This window comes from Psychrobacter proteolyticus (genome assembly GCF_003350005.1).
GTDB lineage: Bacteria > Pseudomonadota > Gammaproteobacteria > Pseudomonadales > Moraxellaceae > Psychrobacter > Psychrobacter proteolyticus.
This window is the reverse complement of sequence record NZ_QLKS01000003.1, coordinates 454,584-468,506: the sequence shown is the minus strand read 5'-3', so window position 1 is coordinate 468,506 and position 13,923 is coordinate 454,584. Positions and strand designations below refer to the sequence as shown.

Here is a 13,923-nt window from a genome sequence, read left to right as displayed (position 1 = left end):
ATTTGTTATACTGACGCGCATATTAGCCGAATTGGCATGAATACATGAAACAAGGTAAATAAGTATGCAAGCTTGGGTAATTGGCAATTGGAAACAGAATCCTGCGACTAACAGTGCTGTCAATGTATTGTTAGACGACTTATTGACTAAAATTAATACTGAAGAACAAGCCAAATCGCAGGCATCAAAAAACCGCTGTAAATTAATGGTAGCGCCAAGTTGTGTTCATTTAAGTACAGTGAGTACGCGTCTAGCAGATAGCTCAATACTCTGTGCCGCACAGGACGTTAGTACTTATAGTGCAAGTACAGGAGCCTATACGGGTGACTGCTCAGCACAGCAGGTAGCAGATGCAGGTGCTACTTGGACGCTACTTGGCCACTCTGAGCGTCGTCAATACCACAAAGAGTCTCATGAATGCCTGATAAGCAAATTGTCTCATGCGTTTTCTCAGAGCTTAGGCGTGGTGTTTTGCATCGGCGAAACACAAGAACAGTATGACAATGGTCAAACACTCGACGTTATCAATGAGCAACTCTCAGTGATTAAAGACTTACTGACTCAGCAGCCAGATTTAGCATCATCGTTATCTGAAAAGCTGCTCGTTGCTTACGAACCTGTATGGGCGATTGGTACAGGTAAAGTGCCTACTGTGGCAGAAGTGAGTAAGACTCATCAGTATATCAAGCAAACGGTTGCAAGCTTTGCTGATATAACAGATACGATTACCGTGTTGTATGGCGGTAGTGTTAATGCTGATAATGCCAATAGTTTTGCTTCTGACGCTATGATTGATGGCGCATTAGTAGGCGGTGCTTCATTAAAAGCAGAGAGCTTTCTAGCGATTGCCGATGCCTTCAACCAAGCCAATGCTTAAATGAATAAATAACGCTCAGATATCAAGATCATAGCTTATAGAGAGTATGGTTTTATCGGTTAGTAAAAGTAGGTTTAACACTGCCCTTGCAATCGTGTACAATGCGCCTTATTTATATAGTCGATTTGGCATTTGATCATGCCGATTGTCATTCTATTAACCTTACGTTTTATTTTCCGTTATCAGTCGTCATTACGCGGCAAAAGAGGCCACCATGTTTACGTTTATATTAGCCCTGCATATTATTGTGGCCATTGCCATGATCGGCTTGATTCTGATACAGCATGGTAAAGGGGCAGACGCTGGAGCTTCTTTTGGTGCTGGTTCATCAGGTACCGTGTTTGGCGCAGCAGGAACTGCTAACTTCTTGACACGTGCTACGGCAGTACTAACGGTCATATTTTTTATTACGAGTATGACACTTGCTGTTCATGCGCGTAAGCAAGCAGAAGATCAGTTTCGTCTAGATGCGCCAGTTTCAGCACCGCAAACGCCGCGTCCATTGACTCAAAATCCTGAGTAAGCCTCTTTTAAGTAGGCAGCGCTTGCTATTTTGCTAGGTTAGATTTACAATGCTTTCCTGTTTTCGCAACTCCTGTTCTATAGATGCCTACCTTAAGCATCATTGATTATAGATTGGATGATAGGAACAGAGCAGTAAAATGCGATTGTGGTGGAATGGTAGACACGCCATCTTGAGGGGGTGGTGGCGAAAGCTGTGGGGGTTCAAGTCCCCCCAATCGCACCAAGTTTTACAGACGCAGCATAGCGTCAGGTTGGATTTTTAGCAGATAATACTTATTTTATAATTAATTTAAAAAAAGTATTGACACTTCTACGAAACCTCCCTATAATATGCGTTCTAGATTGATGCGGGGTGGAGCAGTCTGGTAGCTCGTCGGGCTCATAACCCGAAGGTCGTTGGTTCAAATCCAGCCCCCGCTACCACTTTTTATACTGATGTTTTGTACACTAAATTTGTCAGTACCGATTAGCCCACCATTATGTTTGTGGGTTTTTTTGTATCTGAAGGTCAGTGTTATCGCGGTATCTATCCTACTTATGCTAAGCTCTAAGTCTATAGAGTACGATATTACTCGTCACTGGTCATCATCGGCCGCTACCGGCACGATGCTTCTTAAGCAACACTATCTTTTATTCCTCATACTTTTATCGATAGTAGTGCTTTATAAATAATAAAAGCATTGTTTGGCCGAGCTTGATGTTTTTTACGCTCGTCCCTATATAAATGCACAATATGTATCATATATTTGTGATTTAAAATTATATACTGACCGTGATTCTTATCATCATAAGATTGTTATATATAGATAAGAGTCAATCTTTAATACGGTTTACTAAGTACGATAGATAAGTGAATAGGAAAATACAAAGAGATTATGAAGCTTTCGACTAAAGTTGCAGAACTGACTAATATTATTGCCCCTGCCGTGGCCGCTTGTGATGTGTCACTATGGGGTATCGAGTTTGCGCCACAAGGTCGTCGCTCTTTACTACGTATCTATATTGAGGCATTGCCAGAAGAGCAAGCCCAAGATAAACAAGTAACGATTGAAGATTGCGCGGCAGTGAACCATCAAGTAAGCGGTATCTTAGAAGTTCATGATCCTATCGCTGGTGAGTACATCTTAGAAGTATCTTCACCTGGCTTTGACCGTGCGTTTTTCTCAGATGAGCAAATGCATGCGTATGTTGGTCAAACTGTGAGCTTGCGTCTGATTCAAGCTATCGGTACAGGCGATCAGAAACGTCGTAAAGCCACAGGTACTTTAGATAGTATTGATGAAAACTCTCTAAAACTGACGTCAAGTGATGGCGAGCAGTTTGAGATCGCATTAAGTAATATTGATAAAGCCAATTTGATTTATGAAGATGCCTAGATTTTTACTAGGGTAACTGTTTATATATAGACAGTTTTATCTTCCAATAGCTTATGTGGCTTATAACAACTATATAATAGCAGCACCCAAATTATAAAATTTAAGTCAATTAAAAAATGATAGGACAGGTATAGCATGAGTCGTGAAATCTTAACGGTAGTAGAAACTGTCAGTAATGAAAAGGGCTTAAATCCTGAAGATATCTTTGAAGCAATTGAAGACGCTTTAGTGGTATCGACTAAGAAGAAAGTATATACCGAGCAGCCAGAAGTGGCTGTACGGGTAGCGATCGACCGTGCAACTGGTGATTACGATACTTATCGTTACTGGACAGTGGTTGCAGATGAAGACCATGAAATGCCAGCTTGTCAGCTTGCTATCACCGATCTTGATCAAGAAGAGTGGTCAATTGGTGATATTAAAGAAGAGCAAATCGAATCAATCGAATTTGGTCGTATTGCTGCTACTCAAGCCAAACAAGTTATCATCCAAAAGATTCGTGAAGCTGAGCGTGCACTAGTTGCAGACGCTTTCGAGCCACGTGTTGGTGAGATGATGTATGGCGAAGTCAAAAAACAGACTCGTGATGGCTATATCATTGACTTGGGTGACAATGCTGAAGGTTATTTGTCACGTGATCAGATGTTGCCACGCGAACAACTCCGTGCAAAATCGCGTATTAACGCTATCTTGTACCATGTGAACCGTGAAAACCGCGGTGCCCAGTTACTGTTATCTCGCACGCATCCTGAAATGCTATCAGCATTGATGCAAAAAGAAGTGCCTGAGATTGCAGAACAAATTATCGAAATTCGTAACGTCGCTCGTCTGCCAGGTACTCGTGCTAAAATAGCCGTGAAGACCAACGATCATCGTATTGATCCAGTTGGTGCCTGTATTGGTATGCGTGGTACACGTATCCAAGCAGTACAGCAAGAGTTAGACGGTGAGCGTATTGATGTGGTGGTATGGTCAGATGATCCTGCCCAGTTTATCATTAGCTCTCTAGAGCCTGCTGACGTAAGCAGTATCATTTTAGATGAAGATACACAAACAGCAGATATTATCTTTAGCACCAATGATCAATTGGCGCGTGCTATTGGCTCACAAGGTCAAAACGTACGTCTAGCGTCTGAGTTGACAGGCTATAAGCTTAATATGATGCTTGAAGAAGAGTATCAGCAACGTCAGCAAAACGAATCAAAAGCGTTTATTGAATTATTCTATGAGCGCCTAGAAGTAGATAAAGATTTAGCACAGGCATTGGTTGATATTGGTTTTACCAGTATCGAAGAAGTGGCCTATGTACCAGTTGAGACTTTCTATGATATCGAAGGTCTAGATGATGAAGCGATTGATATGATTCAAGAGCGTGCTAAAGAAGTCGTCATCGCTGATGAGTTGGTCAAACAACAGAACATGAAAGAGCCAAGTCAAGAGCTGCAAGAGCTTGAAGGTATGACAGTCAGTTGGGCCTATAAAATGGCACAAAAAGATATCATTACTGTTGATGATTTGGCAGAACAAGCCGTCTTCGATCTAGAAGATATCGAAGGATTAGACTCTGAAACTGCAGGAAAACTCATCATGAAAGCTCGGGAATCTTGGTTCGATGAATAAGCGGTAACTGCATATCGCTGTCTTTTGGTGATATGCTATTGAGAATAAAGTGCTGGTATCTATTTATAAGTATCAGCCTTAACCCAATCATTTGTAGCCAACAACTGAATTGAACATATAGCAAATAATAGACAGTAGGTGATAATAAATGGCAGATAAGACCGTCAAAGAACTGGCAGAAATGGTAGGCAAAACTACAGATGCTGTAAAGCAGCAATTGGTAGATGCTGGACTGCCTGCTCGTGCAGAGGGTGACTTAGTCACTGAACTCGAGCAAGAGAAGCTGGTGACGTATTTAAAACAAACTCATGGTCAACAAGAGAAGCGTCGTATTAGTCTTAAATCTAAGACGACTAGTACCGCGCGTGTGACTGGCTCTTCAGGTAAATCTAAGAGCGTTAACGTTGAAGTACGTAAAAAGAAAGTATTTGAAAAGCCTGATCCAGAAAAAATGGCTGAAGAGCTAGCTGCTCGTGAGCAGGCTCTGATTGAATCTCAAGAACGTGCAGCAAAAGAAGCTGAAGAACGCGCCGCTACTAAGAAAAAAGCGGAAGAGCGTCAAGCAGCAACGCTAGCAGCAATGCGTGCAAGCTTAGGCTCTAGCAAAAAATCAGACGACAAAAACGATGATATTTCTACATCAGTTGTCGTTAAGAAAGGCGGTAAAGCGACTGCTGAAGTTAAGCCTAAAGAACAGCCGAAGAAAAAAGTTGCTGCAACCAAACCAAAAGTTGAAACAGCTGCTGAGCGTAAAGCACGCGAAACACGTGAAAAAGAAGAAGCGCGTCTGCGTGAAATCGAATTAGAAACCCGCCGCACACAAGCTGAAGAAGCGCAAAAGCGTACACTTGAGCAAATGCGCAAAATGGCTGGTAAATATACAGATCGTGAGCCTGCTACTGAAGTACGTAAAGATGAGCCATTGGCTGAAGGTCTGGTCGGTGATGCATTAGAAGAGTCTTTCGAAAAAGAGCGTCGCGAAATTAAACGCGGCTCTAACAGTACTGGTACTCGTGGTCGTCGTCGTAAAAACCAAGATGAGCGCGAAATCAAAAACCGCAAAAACGGTTTGCGTTCAACTCAAGCGTCACAGCATAAGTTTGAAAAACCTGTCGAAAAAATCGTCTATGATGTCGAGATTAGTGAGCAGATTTCAGTTGCCGATCTTGCGCAGCGTATGGCGGTTAAAGCTCGTGAAGTAACCAAATTACTTATGAAAATGGGTGAAATGGCTCGTGAGTCAGATACGATTGATCAAGCAACCGCAAGTTTGCTTGTTGAAGAAATGGGTCATAACCCAGTACCAGTTAGTGATACTAAAGTCGAAGATGACTTACAATATGCAGTTGATGAGCGTAGTAGTAACATCCAGACTCGTCCACCGGTAGTGACTATCATGGGTCACGTCGATCATGGTAAGACCTCATTACTAGATAAAATTCGTGAAACGAAAGTTGCGAATGGTGAAGCGGGCGGCATTACACAGCATATCGGTGCTTACCATGTCAAAACTGAGCGTGGTGTTATTACTTTCCTTGATACTCCAGGTCACGCAGCGTTTAGCGCAATGCGTTCACGTGGTGCTCAAGCGACTGATATCGTTGTACTGGTTGTTGCAGCTGACGATGGCCTGATGCCACAAACAGCAGAAGCAATCGATCATGCACGTGCAGCTGGTACGCCAATCATTGTTGCTATCAACAAAATGGATAAGCCAGGTGCTGATCCTGACCGTGTTCTTAATGAGCTAACGACGAAAGAAGTTGTTTCAGAAGAATGGGGCGGCGATACACCAATGGCTCGTATCTCAGCCAAAACAGGCGAAGGTATTGAAGATCTACTAGAATTCATTAGTTTACAAGCTGAGCTAATGGAATTAGAAGCGCCATTAGACGGTGCTGCTCAGGGTGTGGTTATTGAGTCTAGACTGGAGAAAGGTCGTGGTCCTGTCGTTAGTGTCCTAGTGAAAAAAGGTACATTGAAACAAGGCGACTTGGTTCTAGCTGGCGAGCACTATGGTAAAGTTCGTGCATTGACCGATGAGCATGGTCAACGTATTAAATCAGCTGGTCCTTCTATTCCTGTAGAGATTTTGGGTCTACCTGAGACACCTGCTGCTGGTAGCGAGTTCCTAGTTGTAACTGATGAGAAAAAAGCTCGTGAAGTTGCGGACTTTAGAACCAACCGTGAGCGTGAGCGTCAACTTGAGCGTCAAAATGCGATGCGTTTAGAAAGCATGTTTGATCAGATGGGCCAAGGCGATGTGTCATTCTTGAATATCGTGCTGAAAACAGATGTACGTGGTTCACTTGAAGCACTACTAGCTGCCCTAAATGAATTGTCTACTGACGAAGTAAAAGTCAGAGTGATCAGTTCAGGCGTTGGTCCTATCTCTGAGTCTGACGTAACCCTTGCAGAATCTAGTGAAGCGGTATTGTTAGGCTTTAACGTTCGTGCAGATGCTACCGCACGCCGTAAAGCAGACACTGCTAACATGGATATTCGCTACTATAGCGTAATCTATGGTTTAATCGATGATGTGAAATCAGCAATGAGCGGTATGCTTGCTCCTGAACATCGCGAGAAAATCCTTGGTGTTGCAGACGTTCGTGAAGTATTCCGTTCTAGTAAGTTCGGTGCTGCTGCTGGTTGTATGGTGGTCGAAGGTACAATCTATCGCAACAAACCTATCCGCGTATTGCGTGATGACCAAGTTATCTTTACTGGTCAATTGCAATCATTGCGTCGTTATAAAGAAGACGTTAATGAAGTACGTACTGGTATGGAATGTGGTCTGGCCGTTCGTGGCTATGATGTTGAAGCTGGCGATAAGATCGAAGTCTTTGAAATCCAAGAGTTCGCACGTACTATCTAAAGCTGCTGTTCGATAGCAAAGTATGTCTTAATGCAATATGCGTAATCCGCTGAGCTGTTTAGATACTTTGCTAATATTCAGCTGTACTTAGGCCTAACAGGTACATCCTGCTAGGCCTTTTTTAGCACATATCAGTGCCACATCTATTAATCAGCAGACTTATACAGTAATAAAATAAGCCCATTAAAGTAAGGTAACAACATGAACCAACGTTTACAAAGATTGTCGGATCAGATTCAGCGTGAGCTTGCTGTTCTTATTCGCGATGAAGTCAATGACCCTCGTCTAACAGGTTTTGTCACGATCTCTAGTGTCAAAGTTAGCCCAGATTTAGGTTATGCGGACGTCTATGTCACTATCATGGAGCCTGAGCTCAATGATGCTATGAACAAGACCAATCATGAAGAAAGCATCAAAGTATTGAATAAAGCGGCAGGATTCTTGCGTACAGAATTAAGCCATAGCTTAAAGACACGTACTACGCCGCGCCTACGTTTTCACTATGATGAAGTGACTGCTCGTGGTAACTACATGATGGACTTGATTAGTAAAGCCGTGACTAAAACTGAGCAAAACGAGAATGACGAGTAAATTATTATTATGTCTATAGCGTCTAAGCAAGTTGATAAACAAGCCAATAAAGTACCTGACAAAGTCAAAGTTTCAGGTGTCATACTGGTGGACAAACCCAAAGGTATGACCTCGCAGCAAGTCGTGTCAAAAGTGAAGTATTTATTTAAATCACCGATACACGATAGTAAAAAGGCAGGGCATACAGGAACGCTTGATCCGATGGCAACTGGCCTGTTGCCTATTTGCTTGGGTGAAGCCACCAAGTTTAGCCATTATCAACTGGATGCTGATAAGTCTTACCAAGCGACTATCTTGTTAGGTAGTCAAACCGATACTGGTGATGCTGATGGCCAAATCGTAACGCAGGCTTCTATCCCAGTATTTGACGAAGTATCATTGGCGACTATTGCACAGCAGTTCTTGGGTGCTCAGCAGCAGATACCACCGATGTATTCAGCACTAAAAAAAGACGGCAAAAAACTGTATGAATATGCTCGCGCTGGCATTGAGGTTGATAGACCGTCTAGAGATATCACGATTAAAGCAATCAATCTACAGATGATAGATGATACCCAGATTAATCTCACGGTTACTTGTACTAAAGGTACTTACGTACGTGTATTAGCGGAAGATATTGCGAAGCAGCTAGGTACGCTAGGACATTTGACGGCATTACGTCGTACACAGGTAGGTAACTTCAGTATTGATGACGCGATCGCTTTATCATTATTAGAAGAGCATAGTTTAGAGGAGCGTCAGTCTTGGCTGCTGCCTATCGATGCTTGTATTGATATCAATGCTGAACTGACGCTGACAGAGGAGCAATGCGCCCGCGTACATATGGGGCAACGCCTAAACGTATTTGATGAGCTAACAGGTAAGCTCAAAGATTATGTTACTAATATGGTTTCTTACCAACTAGCTAATAATAGCTCTGTTAGTGTTGATGATGACGCTAGTACCAATGGTAAAGCTGATACTGATCTTGATGTGCCTCAGCTCCTAGAGCACGAAATACCTGTTGATATACGTCTACTCAATGAGCAGGGAGAGTTTCTTGGTTTGGGGTCTGTGAGCTTAAACGGACGTCTACAACCTAAGAAATTGATTCAGCGCTAATAGTAACGTTTTCATCAATGTTACTTAGATAGAGAAACTACCACCTAACATTGGCCTGATTTACTAATAGTTTACACTAATCACATACTGTCACATTTTATTGCAGGTTTCGCCTATGGTGAAACCTGTTTTTTTTGTACTCTAGATTTGTCAGATAGGGAATGCTGAGCTAAAAAATAAAATGGATAAATATTATAAAAATAAAAAATTGCTATAAATTTAATAATTAAAATAATAGACAATTAAAAGTAACTAATTAGAAGAAAAAATTAATGCAAAAAGGACGCATTTAAATAAAAAAAATAGTTCAAAATAAAATGTACTACCGAATAATAATAAAACTAACTTATAAAAATATACTGACTCACAAAAAATAATAGATAAGAAGAAGGAAAGTTATGAAAACGATCGCTTTTTTACTACATAACCACTTCGAACAAGCAGAGTACGAAGACGTCAATAATCAGCTAAAGGACAAAGGCTATAAAACACTTCTTATAACAACAAATGATAAAAAAGAAGTGCAAGCCATGCAGCAAGACGTAGATAAGAGTGATACTTTTACTGCTGATATTTTTGCAGAAGATGCCAACGTCTCTGACTATGATGCATTGGTGTTACCAGGTGGTACTGTCAACGCTGATACTATTCGTGGTAACGAAAAGGCTCATCAAATTATCAATGCTATCAATGAAGCAGGAAAGCCACTAGCTGTTATTTGTCATGCTCCTTGGGTTCTCGTCAATACAGGTATTGCTAAAGGCAAAACCCTTACCGCTTACCCTACGTTACGACTAGATTTAGAAAATGCTGGAGCAAACTACGTAGATAAGACAGTACAAGTAGATGGTAATCTTATTACCTCGCGTAACCCAGATGATATACCCAATTTCGTCGATGCTATAGACAAAGCTTTATCTTAGAATTTTGAATCCTAACTAAAAAAATTTAATTAAATACTATTAAATTTCGAATTTTTATAACTAACATTTATAACCATAACCAAGGAAGATACTATGTCAAACTCTAATCCAAACGATACTAAGCTTGAGCAACAACGTTCTGATTCAGCAGAAGCAGCACTTAAAGGTCAAACTGAAGACAATCATAGTGAAAACAGCGAAGCAGCAGCAGAACGTATCGCAGCTAACTTAGAAAACGCGAAAGAAGATAAGTAAGTTTTTAATATGCCATCTGTAATAGGTGGCATTGATATGTTTATAGTTTGCACGTCTTATGATCGATGAGTGCAACGACAGTTAGTCCACAAAATAATAATTCAGGAGCTAATATGAGTAATTCACCGAACAATATGGACGAGCAGGAAAAAGAGATTGAAAAGCTTGCAGAAGAAATCAATCCAAGTGAGCAGTCTGCCCCAGACAGCCTAGCGGAAGTGACTACTGCCGCGCCTCTTGAAGATGATGAACTAGGCGGCAATGCAGAAGAATCTGACGTTAATAAGTAGCCTAGGTAGGCTCTTAATAAATAGTTATTTAATAACTATCGTCTATTAATGATTGATTGTAGCTTTACAAGTATTATGAAAAACTGCTGCTAGTTCAGAAGTTTTTTGTTATAATTACCCCCACATTTAAATTAGGTTCTGAATGATGTACTGTCATTAGCCCATTACTTTGATTAAGTAGTGCTGTAGCTAAATACAATGTACGATTCAAAACATACTAAATGGTTGTTAACTGAGCTTGTCGTACACTAGGTCAACTCTAGTAATGCAGGGTTGTCCTGAATGGCGTACAGGTTATTTTATTTATTATTCTATTGCTTTAATACTGACTCAAATTGTAGTCCGTTTTTTGAAGTTTTTAGCATTGCCGGAGATATTTATGCTAACTAATACCGATCGTGAACAAATCATCGCTCAATACCAACGTGGCGAAAATGACACTGGTTCTCCAGAAGTTCAAGTAGCTTTGTTGAGTGCTCGTATCAATGATTTGCAGAACCATTTTAAAGCACACAAAGCTGACCATCATAGCCGTCGCGGTCTTATCCGTATGGTTAACACGCGTCGTAAACTGCTTGATTACTTAAAAGGTAAAGACCTTGGTCGTTACACTACTCTAATCAGCCAGTTGGGTCTACGTCGTTAATCTAACGACAATAGTACGAGTGGATGCTGAATTTTTTGCTAAATCGCTTGGAACTTGTTTGTTATTATCGATAAAATAGATTTTTCTAAAAACGGTGTGGAATAGTTTCACGCCGTTTTTTTATGCTTATTCGTTTTAGATACTGTGCTCAAATAGTAAGAGCTATAACTCCTTCTATAGAACAGCTAAGAGGAGTATTGGTATAAACTGTACTAACCAAGTCTCAAATACGGTATTTTCTGACGATAATTGCGCTACTGTGCAATTAATTGGTCAATGGCTATAAATCACTGTAAAATAATGCCTTGTGAGTTTGATAGCGCATCTGCTACAGATATGGCGATTATTGATAAAATACTTATTATTTGGCTTGGTAATCGGCGCGGATAGCTGATATTTGAAAGCCTAGAAAATAGCCTGTAGGGTTTTTAGCATCGAAGTCTTTTGACTTAATGTCTTTTTGATAGTATTTATAGTAAAGCCAAAATTGCACGACCGAATATACATAATAGTACGATGTCTAACTCAGACAAATATATGAGATAACCAAGTAACGTTATTGGCATTGGTTGCGATGATTTTTAATAGAAAGCATGTCAACTGATAGCCATATATACAGAATTTTAATGACAGATATCAGCTTTTTTTGACGCTGATATCATTTTTGTCAGTCAACATTAGGAAGATTATATGACAATGTTCAACACCATTAAGCGTGAATTTCAATATGGCAACCAGCAGGTTGTTATCGAGACAGGCCGTATTGCCCGTCAAGCAAACTCTATTTTAGTACATATGGGCGGCGTAACAGTATTAGTTGCAGCAGTCGTAAAATCAGAAGCTAAAGAAGGTCAAAACTTCTTTCCGCTAACGGTTAATTATCAAGAAAAAATGTATGCAGCGGGTAAAATCCCAGGTGCTTACGGCAAACGCGAAGGCCGTGCGAGCGAATTTGAAACCTTAACTTCACGCTTGATTGACCGTCCGATTCGTCCGCTATTCCCAGAAGGCTACGTAAACGAAATCCAAATCACCGCAACAGTTGTATCATCAGATAAAACTCAGTCTGCAGATATCGCTGCACTAATCGGTGCCTCAGCAGCATTGGCTATCTCTGATGCGCCATTTAATGGTCCTGTTGCTGCCGCTCGTGTTGGTTTCATTAACGGCGAATACGTTCTAAACCCAACATCTGAGCAGCTTGAAACCAGTGATCTAGACTTGGTTGTAGCTGGTACTAAGTCTGCAGTATTGATGGTTGAGTCTGAAGCGGCAGAGCTGTCAGAAGACCAGATGTTAGGTGCAGTATTGTACGGCCATCAGCAACAACAAATCGTTATTGATAACATTGCGTCAATGGCTGAAGAAATTGGCACTGCTAAGCAGCAATATTCTGCTCCTGAGCGTGATCAAGCACTTACCAGTAGCATGAAAGAGCAGTTCGGCGAGCAAGTTGCTGACGCTTATACCATTACTGATAAGCAAGCACGTTACACGAAGCTTGATGAAATTAAGCAGTCAATTATTGATGCACTTGCTGGTGATGCTGAGTCAGAAACTTATGCTGATACCGTATCTGAGCTTAAAGAAATCTATAACGACCTTAAATATCGTACCGTTCGTGACAACATCTTATCAGGTAAGCCGCGTATCGATGGTCGTGACCCTGAGACAGTTCGTGCGCTTGACGTACAAGTTGGTGTATTGCCATATACGCATGGTTCAGCATTGTTCACACGTGGTGAGACGCAGGCATTGGTTACTACCACACTTGGTAACAGCCGTGACGTCAACATGATTGACTCACTAGGTGGCACGATTCGTGACCATTTCATGCTGCACTACAACTTCCCGCATTTCTCAGTTGGTGAAACGGGCCGTGAAGGTATTCCAAAACGTCGTGAAATTGGCCATGGTCGTCTAGCACGTCGCGGTGTACAAGCAATGTTGCCAGATAGTGAGCGTTTCCCGTATGTGATTCGTGTGGTGTCAGAAATCACTGAATCTAACGGTTCATCTTCTATGGCTTCTGTTTGTGGCGCAAGCTTGGCATTGATGGACGCAGGCGTACCATTAAAAGCACCAGTTGCTGGTATCGCAATGGGTCTGGTTAAAGAAGGCGATCGTTTTGCTGTATTGTCAGACATCTTGGGTGATGAAGATCATCTAGGTGATATGGACTTTAAAGTGGCCGGTTCTAAGAACGGTATCACTGCACTTCAGATGGATATCAAAATCGAAGGGATTACATCTGATATCATGGAGCAAGCGCTCAAACAAGCCCACGCTGGTCGTATCCATATCCTAGAAGCAATGAACCAAGTATTGCCTGAGAGCCGTACTGAAATCAATGCTCATGCACCAAACTACGCGGTTATCGAAATCAACCCAGACAAGATTCGTGACGTTATCGGTAAAGGCGGCGCAACTATCCGTCAGCTAACGGAAGAAACTGGCGCGGTTATCGATATCGATGATGCTGGTACTATCCGTATCTTTGGTGAAAACAAAGCAGCGACCAAAGCAGCTATCGGTAAAATCGAAGCACTAACTGCTGAAGTTGAAGTCGGTAAAACTTATGAAGGTACCGTTGCTCGTATCGTTGACTTCGGTGCATTTGTAAATGTCTTGCCAAACACTGATGGTCTAGTACACATTTCACAAATCGCAGAAGAGCGCGTAGAGAATGTATCAGACTATCTAAAAGAAGGTCAGATCGTTAAAGTACTCGTACAAGACGTTGACAACCGTGGTCGTATCAAACTGACTATGAAAGGTGTTGAGCAGAACTAATACTCAATATCTGATGTGGTTTAAGTAATAAAAAACCGCCTTGAAATGCTC

Annotated in this window: 12 protein-coding genes and 2 tRNA genes; all 14 read left to right on the top strand. The window is 41.4% G+C overall.

All coding sequences use genetic code 11. From position 1 onward, the window contains the following. Window positions 1-64 precede the first annotated feature (64 nt). The 14 genes from tpiA to pnp all read left to right on the top strand — a co-directional run bounded on the left by tpiA (window position 65) and on the right by pnp (window position 13,872). Window positions 65-877 carry a triose-phosphate isomerase gene (tpiA, locus tag DXK30_RS09120; RefSeq protein WP_114701423.1) on the top strand — a complete coding sequence of 271 codons (813 nt, stop codon included), beginning with the start codon at window positions 65-67 and terminating at the stop codon, window positions 875-877. A 214-nt stretch (window positions 878-1,091) separates the two neighbouring features. Next, on the top strand, window positions 1,092-1,400 hold the full coding sequence (gene secG / locus DXK30_RS09115) for a preprotein translocase subunit SecG (RefSeq protein WP_021814138.1): 309 nt from the start codon (window positions 1,092-1,094) through the stop codon (window positions 1,398-1,400). A gap of 141 nt (window positions 1,401-1,541) precedes the next feature. Then, a tRNA-Leu gene (locus tag DXK30_RS09110) sits at window positions 1,542-1,625 on the top strand. A 123-nt stretch (window positions 1,626-1,748) separates the two neighbouring features. Then, window positions 1,749-1,825, top strand: a tRNA-Met gene (locus tag DXK30_RS09105). Between the two features lie 452 nt (window positions 1,826-2,277). Beyond that, window positions 2,278-2,778 (top strand): ribosome maturation factor RimP, encoded by a 501-nt coding sequence (gene rimP, locus DXK30_RS09100; protein WP_057757748.1) that lies wholly within the window; start codon window positions 2,278-2,280, stop codon window positions 2,776-2,778. A gap of 135 nt (window positions 2,779-2,913) precedes the next feature. Next, the gene (gene nusA, locus DXK30_RS09095) at window positions 2,914-4,398 is read left to right on the top strand and encodes a transcription termination factor NusA (RefSeq protein WP_057757751.1); all 1,485 of its coding nucleotides are present in this window, start codon (window positions 2,914-2,916) and stop codon (window positions 4,396-4,398) included. 148 nt (window positions 4,399-4,546) lie between these two features. Further along, window positions 4,547-7,273 (top strand): translation initiation factor IF-2, encoded by a 2,727-nt coding sequence (gene infB / locus DXK30_RS09090; protein ID WP_114701422.1) that lies wholly within the window; start codon window positions 4,547-4,549, stop codon window positions 7,271-7,273. Window positions 7,274-7,474: 201 nt separating this feature from the next. After that, window positions 7,475-7,864 (top strand): ribosome-binding factor A, encoded by a 390-nt coding sequence (locus DXK30_RS09085; protein ID WP_102078739.1) that lies wholly within the window; start codon window positions 7,475-7,477, stop codon window positions 7,862-7,864. Window positions 7,865-7,873: 9 nt separating this feature from the next. After that, window positions 7,874-8,965 carry a tRNA pseudouridine(55) synthase TruB gene (truB, locus tag DXK30_RS09080; RefSeq protein WP_114701421.1) on the top strand — a complete coding sequence of 364 codons (1,092 nt, stop codon included), beginning with the start codon at window positions 7,874-7,876 and terminating at the stop codon, window positions 8,963-8,965. 398 nt (window positions 8,966-9,363) lie between these two features. Next, window positions 9,364-9,888 (top strand): type 1 glutamine amidotransferase domain-containing protein, encoded by a 525-nt coding sequence (locus DXK30_RS09075; protein WP_114701420.1) that lies wholly within the window; start codon window positions 9,364-9,366, stop codon window positions 9,886-9,888. A gap of 93 nt (window positions 9,889-9,981) precedes the next feature. Beyond that, complete coding sequence (locus tag DXK30_RS12725; protein WP_162799524.1) at window positions 9,982-10,143, top strand: hypothetical protein; 162 nt, start codon at window positions 9,982-9,984, stop codon at window positions 10,141-10,143. 113 nt (window positions 10,144-10,256) lie between these two features. Continuing rightward, window positions 10,257-10,433: a hypothetical protein gene (locus DXK30_RS12765; RefSeq protein ID WP_201508164.1), complete on the top strand. Its 177-nt coding sequence runs from the start codon at window positions 10,257-10,259 to the stop codon at window positions 10,431-10,433. 379 nt (window positions 10,434-10,812) lie between these two features. Next, window positions 10,813-11,079 (top strand): 30S ribosomal protein S15, encoded by a 267-nt coding sequence (gene rpsO / locus DXK30_RS09070; RefSeq protein ID WP_045443035.1) that lies wholly within the window; start codon window positions 10,813-10,815, stop codon window positions 11,077-11,079. A gap of 690 nt (window positions 11,080-11,769) precedes the next feature. After that, window positions 11,770-13,872: a polyribonucleotide nucleotidyltransferase gene (pnp, locus tag DXK30_RS09065; protein WP_114701419.1), complete on the top strand. Its 2,103-nt coding sequence runs from the start codon at window positions 11,770-11,772 to the stop codon at window positions 13,870-13,872. The last annotated feature ends 51 nt before the right edge of the window (window positions 13,873-13,923 follow it).